General features: G+C 69.7%; 12 protein-coding genes. 8 read left to right on the forward strand and 4 right to left on the reverse strand.

Going from position 1 to position 18822, the window contains the following annotated elements; translation table 11 throughout:
* Positions 1 to 6: 6 nt before the first annotated feature.
* The 6 genes from ABZ348_RS24175 to ABZ348_RS24200 are packed head-to-tail and all read left to right on the forward strand — an operon-like array spanning position 7 to position 12302.
* Positions 7 to 7173 carry an amino acid adenylation domain-containing protein gene (locus ABZ348_RS24175; RefSeq protein WP_358936318.1) on the forward strand — a complete coding sequence of 2389 codons (7167 nt, stop codon included), beginning with the start codon at positions 7 to 9 and terminating at the stop codon, positions 7171 to 7173.
* Positions 7170 to 8048 (forward strand): alpha/beta fold hydrolase, encoded by an 879-nt coding sequence (locus ABZ348_RS24180; RefSeq protein ID WP_358936320.1) that lies wholly within the window; start codon positions 7170 to 7172, stop codon positions 8046 to 8048. Before ABZ348_RS24175 ends, ABZ348_RS24180 begins: the two co-directional genes overlap by 4 nt.
* Positions 8045 to 9601 carry an AMP-binding protein gene (locus ABZ348_RS24185; protein ID WP_358936322.1) on the forward strand — a complete coding sequence of 519 codons (1557 nt, stop codon included), beginning with the start codon at positions 8045 to 8047 and terminating at the stop codon, positions 9599 to 9601. Before ABZ348_RS24180 ends, ABZ348_RS24185 begins: the two co-directional genes overlap by 4 nt.
* A 25-nt stretch (positions 9602 to 9626) precedes the next feature.
* Positions 9627 to 9956 carry a phosphopantetheine-binding protein gene (locus ABZ348_RS24190; protein WP_358936324.1) on the forward strand — a complete coding sequence of 110 codons (330 nt, stop codon included), beginning with the start codon at positions 9627 to 9629 and terminating at the stop codon, positions 9954 to 9956.
* Complete coding sequence (locus tag ABZ348_RS24195; protein ID WP_358936325.1) at positions 9953 to 11095, forward strand: acyl-CoA dehydrogenase; 1143 nt, start codon at positions 9953 to 9955, stop codon at positions 11093 to 11095. The genes ABZ348_RS24190 and ABZ348_RS24195 overlap by 4 nt, the downstream gene beginning before the upstream one ends.
* A 25-nt stretch (positions 11096 to 11120) precedes the next feature.
* Positions 11121 to 12302 (forward strand): acyl-CoA dehydrogenase family protein, encoded by a 1182-nt coding sequence (locus tag ABZ348_RS24200; RefSeq protein ID WP_358936327.1) that lies wholly within the window; start codon positions 11121 to 11123, stop codon positions 12300 to 12302.
* Between the two features lie 91 nt (positions 12303 to 12393).
* Here the strand turns inward: ABZ348_RS24200 and ABZ348_RS24205 are convergent, their stop codons facing one another.
* Complete coding sequence (locus ABZ348_RS24205) at positions 12394 to 13050, reverse strand: hypothetical protein (RefSeq protein ID WP_358936329.1); 657 nt, start codon at positions 13048 to 13050, stop codon at positions 12394 to 12396.
* Positions 13051 to 13174: 124 nt separating this feature from the next.
* Here ABZ348_RS24205 and ABZ348_RS24210 point away from each other — a divergent pair, with 124 nt between their 5' ends.
* Positions 13175 to 13354 carry a hypothetical protein gene (locus ABZ348_RS24210; protein WP_358936331.1) on the forward strand — a complete coding sequence of 60 codons (180 nt, stop codon included), beginning with the start codon at positions 13175 to 13177 and terminating at the stop codon, positions 13352 to 13354.
* A 1-nt stretch (position 13355) separates the two neighbouring features.
* Entirely contained in the window at positions 13356 to 14579 is a 1224-nt protein-coding gene (entS, locus tag ABZ348_RS24215) for an enterobactin transporter EntS (RefSeq protein WP_358936333.1), read from the forward strand.
* A 29-nt stretch (positions 14580 to 14608) separates the two neighbouring features.
* On the opposite strand, the gene ABZ348_RS24220 is transcribed toward entS, so the two are convergent.
* The 3 genes from ABZ348_RS24220 to ABZ348_RS24230 form a co-directional block, all read right to left on the reverse strand.
* Positions 14609 to 15814, reverse strand: coding sequence for a cytochrome P450 (locus ABZ348_RS24220; protein WP_358936335.1), 1206 nt, complete (start codon positions 15812 to 15814; stop codon positions 14609 to 14611).
* A 159-nt stretch (positions 15815 to 15973) separates the two neighbouring features.
* Positions 15974 to 17029, reverse strand: coding sequence for an NADP-dependent oxidoreductase (locus ABZ348_RS24225; RefSeq protein WP_358936336.1), 1056 nt, complete (start codon positions 17027 to 17029; stop codon positions 15974 to 15976).
* Positions 17030 to 17051: 22 nt separating this feature from the next.
* The gene (locus tag ABZ348_RS24230; RefSeq protein WP_358936427.1) at positions 17052 to 18773 is read right to left on the reverse strand and encodes an NAD(P)/FAD-dependent oxidoreductase; all 1722 of its coding nucleotides are present in this window, start codon (positions 18771 to 18773) and stop codon (positions 17052 to 17054) included.
* Positions 18774 to 18822: the final 49 nt, after the last annotated feature.

Here is an 18822-nt window from a genome sequence, read left to right on the forward strand (position 1 = left end):
GACCTCGTGACCGCTCGTGAACAGCAGCGACGCTTGCAGCAGATGCTTTCCCGGGCCGGCTTGCTCGACTCGCCCGAATCACTCGCCCTCGGTCGGGTCAGGGCGGGCACCGACAACGGCCCGGCTCCCCTGTCGCCCTCGCAAGCACGCATGTGGTACCACCAGCAACTCGACGAGACCAGCGCGGCGTACAACATCTGCCTGAAACTCCACCCCGAGGGGACCCTTTCGGTGGAGGAGCTCACCAAGGCGCTCGCCCACGCGGTGGACCGACACGCGATCCTGCGCACCACCTACCACCTGGGTGAGGACGGCGAGCCCTACCAGGTGATCCATGACGAGCACCCCGCGCGGATCATCTCGGCCGAACTCGACCCGTCGTCAGCAGACCGCGCCGCCGACATCGACGTACTGGCCCGCAGGGTCCAGGCCGAACCCTTCGACCTGGCCGTCGACAGCCCCTTGCGGGTGCTCCTCGTGCAGCAGACCGGGGAACTGGTGGCCGTGGTGCTGACCCTGCCGCACATCGCGGGCGACGGAGGCTCCCTGCCCACCGTCCTCACCGAGATCGAGCGGAGCTTCAGGGGCGACACGGCGGAACCCGAGGCAGCATCCGCCATCCGTTACATCGACTACGTGCGCTGGCAGACCGGACACCTCGGCGGCCCCGACGATCCCGAGAGCCTGCACAGCACCCAACTCGACTACTGGGAAAGGGAATTATCCGGACTGGACGCCGAGATTCCCCTTCCCCTGGACCGTCCGCGCGGCAGGAAGGCCACCTTCGCGGGAGCACAACACCGGAGGTGGCTGGCCCCCGAACTCTCCGACGCCCTGGTGGCACTGGCCCGCCGCCACCAGATCAGCCCCCTGGTCCTCCTCCAAGCAGCGGTGGCGGCGGCCCTGAGCCAGAGCGGATGCGGTTCCGACGTCCCCCTGGGCACTCCCGTGGACCTCCGCGCGGACTCCGCCCTCACAGACGTGGTCGGCTTCTTCAGCAACACCGTCGTCCTGCGCACCGACCTGACCGACGACCCGAGTTTCAACGAACTCCTCCAACGCGCACAACGCTCCATGGTCGGCGCACTGGAACACCGAGACATCCCCTTCGAACGGGTCGTCGAACGGCTCAATCCGCCGCGCTCGCCCGCGCGCAACCCACTGTTCCAGGTGATGATCGCCGCCACCCGTCCCTGGCCGCGCCTCCACCTGGGCGAAGTCGGCGTCGACGTGGTCGAACCCACGCACACACAGGCCAAACTCGATCTGACCTTCGCCATCCACGAGCGGCCCGAGGGCCCCCTGGGCGTCTCCGTCCTCTACTCCCTCGACCTGTTCGACGGCGACACGGCCCGCGGACTGCTGGAGACGGTCATCGGCGTCCTCGGCCAGGCCGCCTTCCACCCCGGGCTCCGCCTCTCCCAACTGGCGCGCTTCACCCACCGGGAGCTCACCCCCCGCGCATCCGAGATCGCCACCGCGCTGGCCCACTCCGACGACGGGCCGACCCGTCATCCGGCGGACACCACGTCGCGCACCGTACGCCTGCGGCCTGGCACGCCCCCCGAATTGGTCGCCGCGGCGGTGTATGCCCTGCTCGCCGGACACGACGCCCTGTGCCTCAGCGACGAGGCCGGACCGTGGCGGATCCGGGACGCGGCAGAGGTGCTGGACCGGCCCGCACTGACCGAGACCGCCGACGACCGGCGGTTCAGCGCCCGGCTCCGGGGAGCGGGCGGCCCCGCGCCCACCGTCACCCTCACGGCCCCCACGACCTGGGTGGACGAGGAATCGTGGCGGGTGCTCCTCGCCGCGTTCGACACCGTCCGGGAACCACGGCCCGCCCAGGACACCGAGGGCCCCGATACCCCGGAGACTTCCGCGGCCCATCCGCTCGCGACGGCTGCGGGGAGTTATCTCGACTACCTCGACCGCACCGCGGAACTCGCCGATGACTTGGATCTTGCCGACCGCGCCGAAGCATGGCTCGACCTCCTCGAAGAAGCCGCCGCCCACCCGCAGCCCCTCGTGCCACCCGGCACCACACCGCTGGCGCGCACCGTCGAACTACCCCCCTCGGCCGCCGTGCTCGGCGGCAGCGCACTCCGTGACGCGGCCCTCGCCGCCCTGCGCCACGCCCTGCGCCCGCCAGCCACTGCACTCATCGAGGTCGACGAGCCGGACCGGGACGGGTATCCCACCGTCGGTGCCGGACGGTGCCGACGGACCTTCCCCGTACTCCTGCCGGGATACGACGAGGGCGAGCGGACACCGGACGGCGAACGCCTCCTCGCGGCCATCACACCCGTCGATCCCGTCAACGCCACCAGCTACCGGTTGATCCGCGACATCAGCCCGCACACCGCCGGAGCCCTCGACGAAGCACCGGAGCCGGACCTCCGCCTCACCGTCACCCTCACCGATCCGGGCGACGAAGCCGACACCCCCACCGGGCACCCGCTGCCGTCGAACGGCCCCGACCCGTCCGTGCGCTGGGAGTTCGGTGGGGGAGCGCGCCGTGCGGTGCTCACCGTCACCGCGGAGGCCGAAGAGTCCGGCAGCGCGTTCCTCGACCGTTGGGCCGACGCACTCCTCGCGTGCGTGCTCGCCACCCCCACCCCGTCCGACCACCAGTCCCCCCTGGTGCCCCTCACCACGGTCGAACGCCGCACGCTGGAAGACACATTCGGCCCGCTCCGCGACGTCCTCCCCCTGTCGCCCCTCCAAGAGGGGCTGCTGTTCCATCTGCTGAGCGCGCAGGACAAGGCGGATGACGTCTACACCTCCCAGACCACCCTGGAGCTGACCGGTCCGCTCGATGCGGACCGATTGCACCGGGCCGTCGTCGAGGCACTCGAACGCTGCCCGACCATCGGCGCCGGCTACGCCGATCTGGGCGGGCGACTCGTCCAGGTCGTCCCGGAACGGATCGACCTCCCCTGGCGCCACCTCGACCTCCGCGACGCGGACGACCCCACCACCGAGCGCGCGGCCCGGCGCTTCGCCGACGAGGAGTACCACGCCGACTTCGACCCGGCCCGCCCGCCCATGGCCCGGTTCGGCCTGGTGTCCTTCGCGCCCGACCGGCACCGACTGCTGTTCACGGCCCACCACGTCCTTGTCGACGGCTGGTCCATTCGGCTCCTGCTCAACCTGGTGCTCAGGCTCTACACCGACCCCGCCGAAGCCACCCGCCCACGGCCCTTCCGCGACTTCCTCAGCTGGCTCGGCCAGCAGGACGTCGACACGGCCGAGGAAGCCTGGCGCGGACTGCTCGCGGATGCGCAACCGACCCTGCTGGCCAGGGACGCCCCGGGAGTCGACGCCACCGCCGACCACACCGGCGAACAGAGCCGTCAGCTCCCCCCACAGCTCATCGAACAGGTGGCCGCACTCGCCCGGACCACGGGAACCACCGTCAGCACGGTCCTGGAACTGGCCTGGGCCGGCTTGCTGATGCGGATGAGCGGCTCGTCCGACGTGGTGTTCGGCAGTGTTGTCTCCGGACGCCCGCCCGAGCTCGACGGCATCGAAACCATGGTGGGCCTCCTGTTCAACACGGTGCCCACCCGGGTCGCCGCCAGGCCGGGCACCTCCGTCCGCGACGCGCTGGCCGGACTGCACCGCCAGAAGTCCCTCCAACTGCGCCACTCGCACCCCAGTCTGTCCCGGCTCCAACAACTCGCCGGCCACAACCCGTTGTTCGACACCCTCTTCGTGGTGCAGAACCTGCCGAAGCAGTCACCCGACGAACGCTTCGGGCCGGACGCAGACCTGCGGCGCACCGGCGCCTCGGTGCGCGATGCCACGCACTATCCCCTCAGCATGGCCGTCACCCCCGAGTCCGACGCGATCGCCCTGCGCCTGATGTACCGCACCGACGCGTACGACGACACCGCGGCAGCCACCCTGTTCGACCGGTACGTCCACTGTCTGGAACTGCTCACCGCCGCACCCGACCTACCGCTCCACTCGCTCGATCTGCTCTCCGCAGCCGATCGCCGACAACTGCTCGAAACCAACAACGCCACCCGGGCCGAGATCTCCGACCTGTCGGTGAGCGACCTGCTGACCCAACAGGCCGAACGCACACCACGGGCCCGCGCCCTCGTCGCCGGTGACACCACCCTGTCCTTCGCCGAACTCGCCGCCGCGGCCCATCGCATCGGGCGCCTCCTCCTCTCGTACGGCATCGGCCCCGAGCACCGGGTGGCGCTGCTGCTGCCCCGCGCCGAGTCGATGGTCGAAGCCCTGTTCGGCGTCTTCGCGGCCCACGCCGCCTACGTCCCCATCGACCAGGAGACCCCGACCGGGCGGATGCGTTCCATGCTGGAGCAGGCGCAGCCCTCCGCGGTCCTCACCACCCGGGCCCTCGCCGATTCGCTGCCCAAGGAATGCGCGGTGGACTTCCGGACGATCGTCCTGGACGACCCCGAGGTCCGCGCCGAACTGGCCGCGCAAGCGGCGACCGCACCACTGCCGGCCCGGCCCTACGGCCTCGACCACCTGGCGTACGTCATCTTCACCTCGGGTTCGACCGGAGCGCCCAAGGGCGTTGCGGTGCCCTACCGAGGGCTGACCAACATGTTCCACAACCACCAGGACAAGATCTTCCGCCCGGTGCTGGAGACGCAAGGAGGACGCCGGCTGCGCATCGCCCACACCACGTCCTTCTCCTTCGACGCCTCCTGGGAACAACTCCTGTGGCTGCTGGCCGGGCACGAGGTGCACGTCCTCGACGACGATCTGCGGCGCGACCCCGACGGTCTCATCGACTACTTCGACCGCCATCTCATCGACGCCTTCGACGTCACCCCCACCTACGGCCAGTACCTCGTGGACCACGGTCTGTTGGAGCGCCCCCGACCGCGCGGTGAGGGGGAGGGGGCCGGCGTGGTGTTCGTCTCGCTGGGCGGCGAAGCGGTCGGCGACGCGCTGTGGACCAGTCTGCGCGAGGCCCCGGGGGTCGGTGGCTACAACCTGTACGGTCCGACCGAGTACACCATCAACGCCCTGGGCGCCGACGTCACCGACAGCACCACACCGAGCGTCGGCCGTCCCATCTCCAACACCCGGGCGTACATCCTCGGCGACGGCCTGCTGCCCACTCCCGTCGGAGTCGTCGGTGAGCTGTACCTCGCCGGAGTGGGCCTGGCCCGCGGTTACGTCGGGCGGTCCGCCCTCACCGCCGAACGGTTCGTCGCCGACCCGTTCGGCGGCCCGGGGGAACGGATGTACCGCACCGGGGACCTGGCTCGATGGCGACCCGACGGAGGCATCGACTTCCTGGGCCGCTCGGACACCCAGTTGAAGATCCGCGGCTATCGGGTGGAGCTCTCGGAGATCGAGAACGCGCTGGTCGCCCACCCCTCCGTCGCCCAGGCCGCGGTCGTCCCCACCCGCGGGGACGACGGCCGGACGACCGAGCGCCTCGCCGGGTACCTCGTACCCACCGCGGCCGGAGCGCCGGATGCGCTGGACGCCGCAGCACTGCGCGAGCACCTCGCGGACCTGCTCCCCCCGTACATGGTCCCCGCCACCCTCACACCGGTGGCGCGGTTGCCCCTGACGACCAACGGCAAGCTCGACGTGGCAGCGCTGCCCGAACCGGCCGCCACCGCCCCGGTCGAACGCAGCCTCCCGCGAACCCCCGCCGAAACGGCCGTGGCCGGGGTCTTCGCGGACCTGCTGGCCGGCGGCCCGGTCGGTCGTGACGACGACTTCTTCGCACTCGGCGGCCACTCCCTGCTGGTGGTCCGCCTGGTCGGCCGGTTGCGCGAGGCCCTGGGGACGGCGGTGTCGGTGCGCCAGGTCTATGACGGGCCGACGCCCGCACTCCTCGCGGCACTCCTCGGCGGCGAGGGTTCCGCCACGCCGAACGAACGAACGCCCCGGCCCGACCACACCGCATCCGTCCTCGTCGCCGACGCCGTGCTGGACGAGTCGATCACTGGCGTCGGTCTCCCCGCCGCGGCCAAGGGTTGGGGCACCGTACTGCTGACCGGTGCGTCCGGATTCCTCGGCTCCTTCCTCATCGCCGAACTCCTCCAACAGACCTCCGCACACCTCCTGTGCCTGGTGCGGGCCGAGAACGAGGAGGCGGCTGCCCGACGCATCCGCAGCGCGATGGAGAGCTACGACATCTGGGAGGACCACTACGCCGAACGGATCGAGGCGATACCCGGAGACATAGCGCAACCCCGACTCGGCGTCACACCCCAGTGGTACGAACGCATCTGCGCCGAGACCCGGACGATCCTGCACAACGGCGCGGCGGTCAACGACGTCGAACCGTACGACACGGTCAAGCAGACCAATGTGCACGGCGCCCGGGAGGTCCTGCGGATCGCCTCGACCGGCACGGTGAAACACGTGCACTTCGTCTCCACCGTTTCGGTCGCGGTCCGTGCCGGCGCCAATCCGCCCGTCATCGCCGAAGACACCAGGCTCCGCGCCGACGAGGTGCTGACCAACGGTTACGTGAGCAGCAAATGGGTGGCCGAGGAGTTCATGCGGGCCGCCGCCGAACGATCCATCCCGACCACCATCCACCGACCCGGCCGGATCAGCGGCCACAGCGCCACGGGAACGTGCAGCGCCGGCAACGGCTTCTGGTACTTCATCCGGGCCATGGTGCTACTCCGTCAGGCGCCCCGGCTGGAACGCGATCGCATCACCATGGCGCCCGTGGACTACGTGGCAGGCGCCCTCGTGCGGCTCGCCACCGTCGAAGACGCCCCCGGCAGCACCTACCACCTGGTCAACGACCAGCCGATCGCCATAGCCGACATCCTCGACGCACTGCGCGCGGCAGGATACGAACTGCCCGTCGTGCCCTTCCCCCAATGGCGGGACCGGCTCGACCGCGAGGCCATCGAACGGGCCGAGCAGGGCGACGACTCGCTCGCCCAGGCCGTGCTGCTGGCCGAGCACCACGCCAAGTACGACGGCGACCACACCGAATCCCGCGTCGGCCAGGAACGGGCCCTGGCCCACCTCGCGCCTTCGGGGTTCAACTGCCCGCCGGTGACCACCGAGGTGCTCGCGCGCTACGTACGGCACTTCATGGCCGCGGGCTTCTTCCCCCCGCCCACCGCCGTACCACCGCTGGACACCATCGATGACGAGGCCGTTCGCGACAGCGGCGACCCGAGCGAAGGACGGCGCTCGTGACGACCGCGTTCATCAACGGGCGGCGACTGCACTACACCGAGCACGGCTCGGGTCGCCCCGCCCTGCTCGTCATGGGCACCGGCAGCCCCGGGCGCGTCTGGCAACTGCACCAGGTCCCGGCACTCGTCGGGGCCGGCTACCGCGCGATCACCCTGGACAACCGCGGCATCGATCCCGACGGAGGACCGCCGCCCGCCACCGACAGCCACGACTTCACCCTCACCGACATGGTCCAGGACGTGGTGGGCCTCATCGCCCACCTCGGCGACGGTCCCGCCGTCATCATCGGCACCTCCCTGGGCGCCCGGATCGCGCAGGAAGTCGCACTCGCCCGACCCGACCTGGTCTCCCACCTGGTCGCGATGGGCGCCTACGCCAGGCCGGAGCCCGTCCAGGACCTGCTGACCGCGGGACAGTGCGCCCTCCACGACCAGAAGGTGATCCTCCCGCCCGCCTTCCACGCGGCCATCACCGCACTCCAGAACCTCTCACCCACGACACTGCGCGACGCCCTGGCCGTACGCGACTGGCTCGATGTCTTCGAGGCGTCCGGCTCCGCGATCACCGATGGGGTCCGCGCCCAACACGCCGTCCAACTCGCCGACTCCCACGACCGACGCAGTGCGTACGGCCGGATCGAGGTCCCGACCCTGGTGATCGGCTTCGCGGACGATCTGATGGTTCCGCCCTGGCTGAGCCGTGAGGTCGCCGACGTCGTACCCGGCGCGCAGTACGCGGAGATCGCCGACTGCGGGCACTTCGGGTATCTGGAGCGCCCCGACGCGGTCAACGCGACCATCCTGCGGTTCCTCGCCGAACGACAGCAGACAGCAGGACCGGAAGCCACCGAAGGAGGACGGGTGGGAACGCGGTGAACCGCAACCGACGGCACGACGGCACCCCGCACCGATCCGCCACACCCACCACACCGCCGGTACCGACCCGCCTCGACGGGTTGCTCGCCGCAAGCGCCCGACGCACCCCCGACGCCCAGGCACTCGGTGACATCGACGGGACGCTCAGCTACGGCGGGCTCGAAGCCGCGGTCACCACCCTGGCCGCCCGATTACACGACCTCGGGGTACGCCCGGGACACCGGGTCGGTGTCCTCGTGCCCAAGGGAAACAGTGCCGTCACCGCCCTCTACGCCGTGCTGCGCGCCCGGGCGGTGGCCGCGCCGCTGGACTGCTCCGACCCTGCGGAGCGCGTCACACGAGCAGCCCACAACGCCGGACTGGACTTTCTGATCGCCGCACCGGGGCCGGGCGCGCGGGCCTGTGAACAACTCGTCAACAGACCCGGGACCCCGCACCACGAACTGCCCCACGGGCTCACCCTCCACCCCCTCGCCCCACAGGACCGTACGGCGACGGACGACGCCTACATCCTGTTCACCTCCGGCAGCACGGGCTGGCCCAAGGGCGTCCTGCTGACCCACGACAACGTGCTCCACTTCGTCCGTTGGGCCGTCCGGACCCTCGGAATCGAACCTGGGGACCGGATCGGCTCCCAAGCCTCGCTCACCTTCGACCTCTCCACCTTCGACCTGTTCGGTGCCGCACTGGTCGGCGCGTGCGCGGTGATCCTCCCCGAAGAACACAAGGCATTCCCCCGGGACGTACTGAACTGGCTGATCGACCAGCGCATCACCGTGCTCTACGCCGTGCCCACCCTCTACCGCGCCCTCTGGGAACGAGCGGGCATCAACGCCGCCGAAGTCCCCGGGCTCAGGGTGCTCGCCTTCGCCGGCGAACCCTTCCCACCGAAGACCCTGAGCCACTACACGGCCGAATTTACCGCCTCCACCTGGTGGAACCTCTACGGCCCCACCGAAACCAACGTCTGTACCTACACGGCCATACCACCGGATTGGAGCGTCGAAGACGGAGTCTCCATCGGCCGGGCCATCGACGGCGTCCATGTGGACCTCGCGACCGACGACGGCACACCCGGACAGGAGGGCGAGATCGTGGTGGCCGGCCCCACCGTGTTCCGCGGGTACCTCATCGACGGCGAACTGCACGACGCCACCGAGCCGTTCGCCTTCGCCGACGGTGTCACCCGCCGCGCCTACCGCACGGGCGACCTCGCCCACCGCGACGACCAGGGCCGACTCTGGCTGCACGGCCGGCGCGACCACCAGGTGAAGGTGCGCGGCAACCGGATCGACCTGGGCGACGTCGAGAGCGCAGCGGTGGCCGTGCCCGCCGTCCGGGCCTGCGCCGCCGTCCTCGGCCCGGAAGGCCCGGACGGTGCGCGGCTCCTGCTGTACGCCGTGACCGACGACCTCGACGACCAACGGCTCAGATCCGCACTGGCCTCGGCACTACCACGCCGCATGATGCCGCACGAGGTGCGCGTCGTGTCCGAACTACCGCTCAACAACCGCGGAAAGGTGGACCGACCGGCACTCGCCGCCCGGCCCTGAACGAACCACGAGCGAGGAGAAACCCATGAACGACGCCACCGCCGAAGAAGCGTACGCCGCCAGCGTCGAAGGCGTATGCGCACTGGTTGACCACGTCCTGCGGGAGGCGACCGGCGAGACCCCGCCCGACACCGCACCCGACACGGAACTCCTGCTGTCCGGCCTGCTCGACTCCCTCACCATCATGAAGATCGTCGCCGTCGTCGAGAGCGCCTACGGCGTAGCACTCGCCGAGCGGGCCATCGTCGCGGCTAACTTCCGGACCCCGCAGGCACTGTGGCGGGCGATCCACACCGCGGCGGGCAGTGCGGGCAGTGCGGACGGCCCCGTCGGCTTCGTCGGGGGGCGCGGATGAGCACCCTGGGACTCGACGGGCCCCGCGCCGAGCGGGTGCGAGCCACACAACGCAGGGTCGAAGGGATCACCGACGCCCTGACCGGTGCCGACTTCCGCACCCAGTGGAAGACACTCGCCGACCTGGGACTGCTCGCCACCCCCATGGATACCACCGCCACGGACCCCATGGTGTCCACCGTCGCCGACATCGAAGGGCTCGGTAGGGCCGGTGTGGCCCCGGGCATCTGTTACGCGGTCACCTCGCAGATCTTCGGTATCCAACTCCCCCTGCGCGCCGTGCTCGACGACGTGGCCTGGAAGCGCCTCGGCGGGGCACTCACCGGCGATGTGGTGTTGTGCCACGCACTCACCGAGGACGGCGGCGGCAGCGACCCCCTGTCGATGACGACGCGTGCCGTGCGCGGAGCCGACGGCAACTACCGCATCACCGGACGCAAGGCGTTCATCACCGCCGCACCCGTCGCCGACCGCGCCCTGGTCTTCGCCCGCACCGACGAGGGCCGCCACCCCTTCGCCCTGACCCCCTTCCTGGTGGACCTCCACGCCGAGGGCATCACGCGCAGCACCCCGTTCGCCAAGCTGCCCCTCCCCGACGTACCCATGGGCGCGATCGACTTCGACGACGTCCTCGTACCCGGCGACCAGCGCGTCGGTGAGGAGGGATCCGGCCTTGCCCTGCTCTCCACCACCACCGCATGGGAGCGCGCGCTCCTGCTGGCGTACGCACTCGGCCCCATGCAACGCGTCCTCGACCGTACGGTGGAGTGGGCCCGCGGGCGGGTGCACTTCGGCCGGCCCATGGGGGCGAGCCATCTGGTCGCCGCACGGATCTCGGACATGGCCCTGGCCCTCTTCCGGTCCCGTCAGCTGCTCTACGGGATGGCCCGACGGCTGGACGCGGGGGAACGGCCCCGGCGGCTGGCCACCGATGCCGCGCTCACCAAGATCTCTGTGTCCCAGGACTACGCCGAATTCACCACGCACGCGACGGCGTTGGGCGGCGTCCGGTCCTTCGTCGAGGAGACCGGTCTGACCGCCGACCTCTTCGGTCCGCTGGCGAGCGCCACCTACGCCGGCCCCAACGACCTGCTGCGCATCGGTGTCGCCCGGGACCTGGGTCTGCCCGTGCTGAACTGACCGACCCCTTCGAACAGGGAGAGCCATGAACACCAGCACGACGTCCGAGCCCGCGGTCCTGGACCTCGCACGGCGCACGGCCGAACGGTTGGCCGAACACGCCGCCGCGGTGGACAGCGGCGCCGACCCCCGCCCCAGCTACCAGATCATCAAGGAGTCCGGGCTGCTGAGCGTGCTGCTGCCCCGGGCGGCGGGGGGCCGCGCACTCTCCTTCACCGAGTACACCAAGGTGCTGGAGGAGTTGGCTCTCGGCGACGGTGCGGCGGCGCTCGGCTTCAACATGCACAACGTGGCCATCGGCTCGTTGTGCGAGGCGGCGCACGCAGATCTACCGAAACCTGCCCGACGCTTTCGCGACTGGACCTTCGAGCAGGTCGCCGACCACGGGAAGATGTTCGCATCGGCCACATCGGAGCCGGGTTCGGGCGCCAAACTGCGCGGACTGAGCACAACCTACGAGCGGGTCGGCGACGGATACGTCCTCCATGGACGGAAGTCCTTCGTCTCGCTCGCCGGGGTGGCCGACTACTACGTGGTCGCCGCGGTGCCGGAGGGAGCGGACGGACACGACGAGGTGTCCCACTTCGTGGTCGCCAAGGACGATCCCGGTGTCACCTTCGGGGACGTCTGGGACGGCATAGCCCTGCGCGGCACGGAAACCGCCTCCATGAACCTGAACAAGGTCGCCCTCGGTGAGGAACGGCTGTTCCTCGGGGTGGACGGCGTGTCCCTGTTCAAACTCGTTCGCGAGCCGCACTGGATGGTCGCCGGATACCTCGGCGCCTATCTCGGGATCGCGGGCGCCATCGTCCGCTACGCCACCGAGTTCGTCGCCGCGACACCGGGGCGGCGCGATTCGCCGGTCGTGCGCGCCGAATTGGCGGAGTTGGTGATCCAGCTGGCAGCCGTGCGTTCCCTGACGTACACGGCCGCAGGGCTCGTCGACGAGCAGCGCGGCAGCCTGGCGGCCAACACCGCCGTGCACGCGGCCAAGTATCTGATCGGTGAGGTCGCACCTCGGCTCGCGGTGTCCGCCGCGAGGATCTGCGGATCGGCGGGTGTGCGGCAGGGTGCGCCGTTGGGGCGGCTGCTGCGTGAGTCCGCCTTCTGCGCGGTGATGCCGGCGAAGCCGCACGAGTGTCTCGAATACATCGGCAAGGCGACCCTCGGATTCAACATGTTCCATGCGCACACCGTCGAGTGGTGATCGAGTCGCCCCCGGTCGTGGGCGGGAACACCCGCGGCGACGGGCGATGGGTCACCACTCGACGGGATGCAGGCGCCGGTGGAGCGTGGGCTCAGGACCGTGCAAGCAGTGCCGAGGGGGTCCCACCGGACTGTCGTACCGCCAGACCGTCGAGAACGATGGCGAGTTTCCGCCAGAGATGGTCGCGGGGAGCGTCTTGAATACGGCGGAACGCTGCGCTCACATCGGGGGACTCGAAGGGTTGGGCAGCCGGATCCCCATGTCCGCGGGCCCGTAGATGCGCGATCTGTGCCGCACCGTCATGGATCAGGTCGAGTACGGCGTCGACGGCCAACACCGCGTCGTCGACGCCGAACCCCAGCGGGACAAGCCCCTCGACGACCTGCTCGAACCGTCTGACTGCCGCCGTCTCCAGCCCGCCGGTGCCGTCCGTGAGCAGTCCCGCGTACCGCGTGAGCAGTTCGAAGCGGGTGGTGGCCTCGGTCTCCAGATAGGGCCGCCACCCCTGCTCGCCGCTGGGGAGCGGGGCGTGGGCGAAGGCTCTCTCCAACGCGGCGAACAGGAGGTCGTCGAGGCTGTCGATGTAGCGGTAGAGACTGGCCGGTGCCGCGCCCAGGGCACTGGCGACGGCGTTGATCGAGACCTGCTCGATGCCCAGCCCGAGGGCTGCCTCGACGATCCTCTCGCGGCTCAGTCGGGGCTTGGGGCCGGGGCGCCGGCCGGGTGGGGGAGTCGTGTCGGAAACCACGGGGACAGCGTAGTCCTCCCTGGTCCCGGGCCGATTCCGGTCGGCATTCCGGCCCCCGACGGTTAATTGCGAATCGGATTCGCAATTAAGTAGGGTGCTCACGACTTCATCGAGGAGGGGTGGGATGAGAACGCCGTTCGACGCCCGGACCGCCAACAACGACGCCAACAACGATGCCAACGACACAGCCGACAACGCCGGGAACACCACCGCACGCGGTGCCCGTACGGATGCCCATCCACCGGGCGATGTCCTGGCGACGCGTACGGCCGTGCTTCCCCGGCCGCGACGGACGGTGCAGTGACGTGGGACGCCTCGTTCTGGATGTGACACCGCTGCGCGGACGTGCGTTCCGGTACGTCTTCATCGCCCGTACCGTCGCCGTGTTCGGCCTGGGTTTCGCCATGGTCGCGGTGCCCCTCCAGGTCTACTCGCTCACCGGTTCCACCGTGGGGGTGGCATCCGTCAGTGTGGCCGTGGGCATCGCCGCTTTCGTGGGCACACTGCTGGGCGGGGTGCTGGCCGACCGGGCGGACCGTCGACGGGTCATCCTCGTGGCTCGTTCCGCCGCCGGTCTTGCCTTCGCCGTGCTCGCGGTGAACGCCGCGCTCCCCGAACAACACCTCTGGGTGATCTATCTCTGCGGCATGGTCGAGGGCATCGCCGACGGCATCTCGGGCACGGCGCTGATGGCCGCCACGCCCGGTCTGGTGGCACCGGACAAACTCCCCGCGGCCGGCGCCCTGCTCGCGCTGATGGCCGACCTCGGCTCGGCAACCGCGCCCGCCCTCGGCGGGCTGGTCGTCACTGCCACGGATTTCTGGGTGAACTACGCGGTCTGCGCGGGCGCCGCAGTGATCACCGTGAGCTGTCTCACCCGACTGCCGTCGATGCCCCCACCCGAGGTGGCCCGCAGCGAATCGGTGCTCCAGTCCCTCACCGCCGGGATCCGCTTCGTCTCCCGCGACCGCATCGTGGGACCCGCGCTGCTCGTCGGTGTGATCGCCATGGTGTTGTCGGGCTGGAGCGTGCTGCTGCCCGAGTACGGAGAGCACGTCCTCAAGGTCGGCCCCGAATCACTGGGAGTGCTCTACGCGGCCCCCGCGGCCGGCGCCCTTCTCGGCTCCCTGACCAGCGGCTGGACCGGAACGGTACGCCGCTCGGGGGCCCTGGCGATCGGCGCGGTGCTCGTATCGGCCATGGGACTCGCCACCACGGGACTCGCAGGAGGGCTGGTGTGGGCCCTCGTCGGGCTCGCGGTGTTCGGCATCGGTCGGCTCGCCGGTGACGTCCTGCGATTCACGATCGTGCAGGAGAACACACCGGACCAGTTCCGCGGCCGGGTTGCTGGCCTCTGGACCGCCCAGGTGACCACCGGAATCGCGTTGGGCGCCGCGGTCGCCGGCGGCATCTCCACGATCGCCTCACCGCGTGACACCTTCCTGCTCTACGCGTTGATAGGGGTCGTCGGTACCGTGGTGGCGGCCCTGCTGCTCCCCACCCTGCGCCGACTGGTCCGCTCGGTGTGAGGCCGACCGCCCCCACACCCGGCGCTGCACTACCAACGCACGCAGAGCCGGCGAGGGCTGCGCGAGGTCGTACCCAGTCGCCACTCCACTGAAGCGCCCGGTTCGTCGAGCCGTAGCGTCGGGAACCGGGCGGCGAGGCGATGGAGCCCGAGCCGTAGCTCCAACCTCGCCAGCCACGCCCCCAGGCAGTAGTGCGGACCGGCACCGAAGGCGAGTGTGGGCCGCTCCAGCGGGGCGAAGAGGTCGTCGAAGGGGTGGGGCGGATAGACGTCCGGATCGCGATTGGCCATGGAACAGTCGGCCAACACCACGGAACCGGCGGGAATGAGGACGCCTCCGACCTCGACGTCCTCCGTGGCGTGCCGGGCACTGCCCCGATCGTCACCGAGCGGCACCAGGTGCAGGATCCGATCCGCCAGCACCTCCGCCGCCCCCTCGTCGGACCCCAGCCGCCGCCAGACCTCCGCGCGTTCTCCCAACAGATACAGCAGGGTGTTGCTCAGCATGGTCATGGTGCTGTCATGGCCCCCCACCACCAGCCCGCACACCAACTGCACCAACTGCGCCTCGGGAATGCCGCCCTCCTGGTCGGCGGCGGTGACCAGACTGCTCACCAGATCGTCCCCCGGGGCATTTCGCCGACGGTCGAGCAACTCGGCACCGAACGTGGAGAACTCCGCCAACACGTCCGACACTTCCTTCTCATCGTGCGAGCCGTCCGAGAAGGCGTGCTCGGCCCAGTGGCGCAACTGGGGACGCACCGAGTCGTCAAGTCCCATCAATCTACTGATCACCATCACAGGGAGGGGAAGGGTGTACTCGGCCACCACGTCCACCGGTGGTCGCTTCTCGGCCAGCGCATCGAGACACTGCTCGACCATCGCCGCGATCCAGGGCTGCCAGCGGGCGACCGCCCTCGGGGTGAACGCACGGCGCAGGATGGCCCGTAGTCGCAGATGGCCCTCACCGTCCTGATTGAACATCAGATCGGGGTTGCTCACGAGATCGGGTGCGGCAGCCAGGGCCGGTGCGTCCGCCGCGTACAGGGGAGAACGGGCGAACCGGGCGTCGGACAGGACCTGACGTACGTCCGGGTACCGGCTCGCCAGCCAGGCTGGTGTGCCGTCGGGAAGCCGGGTGGGCCGGGGCGGTCCCACCTCACCGAAGTCGATGCGGTGCATCGGTGGCTTGGCGGAGCGGTGGGGACATGAGTCGGCGTTCGAAGCGGTGGACATGGTTCCTCCTGGTCCCCGTCGATGGGGCGGGGCACGGTGACGGTGGCTCGGCACGGCCCCGGCAGCGATATGTGGGCCGGCGGTTGCAGTGCATCGAGCGGGCGGGCCGGGGCGGTCCCACCTCACCGAAGTCGATGCGGTGCATCGGGACGAATGCCCTCAGAGCTCCACCAGCACCTTTCCCATGCACTTGCGCTGGTCCTGGTAGAGGCTTGCGTAGGCACTGGGGATGCTCTCGAAGCCGTGGTGGAAGGTGTGGTCGCACCGCACCTCACCCCGTCTGATCCGGCCGCCGAGATCGGTGTGGAGCGCCTGCCAGTTCGACGGGGTGAACCATTCGAGCGAGAAGATCCCGCGGATCGTCGCCCGGGGGAACATGATGTACGGCAGTAGACGAGGACCCCTGTCCTCCCCACCCACCTGGGTCGCCCACTGCCAGCAGACGGCGACCTGGCTCCCCACGTTGAGTCGGGCGAACACCGCGTCCGTGAAGGCGCCGCCCAAGTTGTCGAAGTACTTGTCCACACCGTCCGGCGCGGCGCGACGCAATGCTGTGGCCACCCGGTCGACGCTGTCACCGCTGCGGTACTCGACGACGGCGTCGAATCCCCACTCAAGGAGACGGTCGGCCTTCCAGGCTGACGCGGTGGACCCCACCACCCGGGCGCCGGCCAGTTTCGCCAACTGACCCACCAGCGTGCCGACCTGCCCCGAAGCGCCGCTGACCACCACCGTCTCACCGGGGCTGATCGTCATGAACTTGGTCAGGGTTCCCCACGCCGTCATCCCCGGCCCGCCCAGAGCGCTCAACGCCGTCGCCAGGGGCAGTGCCTCGTCGTACCACTGCGGGTCCAGCCTGCGGTACGCGGGGAACACCATGGGGAAGGTCCCTGTCTGCCAGGGGGTGGCCGACCCGGTGCTGATCAGATGCGTACGCCAGCCGCCGAAGCCCTGCACCAGATCGCCGACCCGGTGCGCCGCGTGCCGGCCGGCTTCCACCACTTCCATGATGGAGTCCGCTCCCATGTGTTCCCCGAGGGGAGTGTCCTGGGCGATGCCCTGGAGGTAGGGGTCGACCGAGACATACAGCGTTCGCAGCAGCATCTCGTCGGGGGCGAGATCCACCACCAGGTCCTCGACCACCTTCTCGTAGACGCGCTCCACATCGGGAACGCCCTCCATGTGTTCCCGGACCACCCATTTCTGGGTCTTCATTGCGGCTCCTCGATCGCACGGCTCATTCCGCACCCTCCGGCACTGCCTCCCGCGTGCGCTCCGGCCGATCCGAAGTGCTGTCCGGGCCGGCCGTGCGCCCGGTGGCGCGGAGTCCCACGGGGATGACGAGATGGGTCGGAGGGGGGCCGCTCTCGTCCACGGATGCGGTGAAGGGACGGCGGTCGTCACGACAGACGAACTGCACCACATGGCGTCCCGCCGCCGCCGCCCGGATCAGCCCACCGGTGGTGGCCCACACTCCGGACTGGTAGAAGTTCGCGAGCCCCGGCACCCCGGGCCCGTGCTTCTTGACCAACTCCTCCAGGGTCTCTCCGCTCTCCACGAACGGTTGCCAACCGAGGACCGTCCCGTCGTAGTTGCCCGTGTAGCGGACCTGCGTGAGCGGACTGGACACATCACGCACCGCGATGGCGTCCTCGATCCCCGGGTACAGCCCTTCCAGGAACCGTACGATCGCGTTGCGCGCCTGGCGCTTGGCCGCGTAGTACCCCCGTCCGTGTCGTACGGGCAGGGTGTGCAACTCCTCGCCGCCGCGCCGACGACTGACCTGCTCGGGGCCCTCGTCGAGCACTCGCCACGGCTCGATGTCACTGAAGTAGGTGGCGTAGACGACCGTGCTGTCGTGGGGCGAGAGCTCCGGATAGTGCCGACTGCGGAACTGCACATTGATGCTCGGATGGCGAATGCCCGTGAGCTGGGCAGCCAGTTCGTCGTCCAGCAGATGGGTGGTGCACGGCTCCCCCTGTGGGAACGGGCGCCGAAGACCCAGGAAGAGGGTGAAGTAGCCGGGGAACACCATGCCCGGTTCGAGGATCGTCTCCGTGTAGAGCCGACGGTAGGCGTCATTGAGGTAGCGGCCCTTGAGGAGCTTCATCATGGTGGTGTGTCCGTCGCACGCCGAGACCACGATGTCCGCCCGGTACACCCGGCCGTCGGTCAGCCGGACACCGACCGCACGATCACCCTCGACGAGCACCTCCGCCACCTTGGCGTTGTAGGTCACCTCGCCACCGAGTCGGCGAAAGCGCTGCTCGATGGAGGTCGCGAGACCCAACGACCCGCCCTCGGGAACGCCCGCGGAGAGATTGGCGTGCGATGCCAACTGGAAGTGGAACGGCAACACTGGAAAGGCCGAATGCTTTTCGTACAGGATGAAGTTGAACGCCTCGCGCAGCAGCGGGTCCTTGAACCGCGCCGAGTACTCCGACATCAGCACGGAGATCGAGGTCCGGACGGCATTGAAGTACGGTACGAACGCGGCGAGCATCCGCCAGCGCTCGACCCTCCCCATCAGACCCACGGGCTTGAGGAAGGGATAGACAGCGAGGCAGCGGCGAAAGGCCCGCAGTTGGTTGCAGAACTTCCGGATCAGGGGAGCGTCGACGGGCGAGATCTCGATGAGGTGCGCTTGGAGCCGGTCGGGGTCCGAGTAGAAGTAGACGGATCGGCCCGTTCGGTCACGGACGATGTTGAACACGTCGAAGTGCCGCACCTCCTTGCCCTGGAGTGCGCCCAACTCCAACCAGATCTGGTGCATCTCATTGCCCGGACCGCTCCCCAGTAGCCAACTGATGCAACAGTCGAGGGTGAAGTCGCCGCGTTCCCAGGAAGTGCAGCAGCCTCCCGGGATCTCGTGCATCTCCAGGATGTGGGTCCGATAGCCGTTCATCTGGGCGTAGCACCCGGTGGACAGACCGCCGAGCCCCGCCCCGATGACGATCATCGTCTCTCGATCGCGCGTCGATTGCGCCACGGATTCCCCTTCTCCCGTG

Source organism: Streptomyces sp. NPDC005963, from assembly GCF_040638655.1.
Classification (GTDB): domain Bacteria; phylum Actinomycetota; class Actinomycetes; order Streptomycetales; family Streptomycetaceae; genus Streptomyces.

Excerpts from the sequence above, each read along its gene's own strand:
- ABZ348_RS24190 (WP_358936324.1), top strand. The coding sequence starts at position 9,627 with ATGAACGACGCCACCGCCGAAGAAGCGTACGCCGCCAGCGTCGAAGGC.
- ABZ348_RS24195 (WP_358936325.1), top strand. The coding sequence starts at position 9,953 with ATGAGCACCCTGGGACTCGACGGGCCCCGCGCCGAGCGGGTGCGAGCC.
- ABZ348_RS24200 (WP_358936327.1), top strand. The coding sequence starts at position 11,121 with ATGAACACCAGCACGACGTCCGAGCCCGCGGTCCTGGACCTCGCACGG.
- ABZ348_RS24210 (WP_358936331.1), top strand. The coding sequence starts at position 13,175 with ATGAGAACGCCGTTCGACGCCCGGACCGCCAACAACGACGCCAACAAC.
- ABZ348_RS24220 (WP_358936335.1), bottom strand. The coding sequence starts at position 15,814 with ATGTCCACCGCTTCGAACGCCGACTCATGTCCCCACCGCTCCGCCAAG.
- ABZ348_RS24225 (WP_358936336.1), bottom strand. The coding sequence starts at position 17,029 with ATGAAGACCCAGAAATGGGTGGTCCGGGAACACATGGAGGGCGTTCCC.
- ABZ348_RS24230 (WP_358936427.1), bottom strand. The coding sequence starts at position 18,773 with ATGATCGTCATCGGGGCGGGGCTCGGCGGTCTGTCCACCGGGTGCTAC.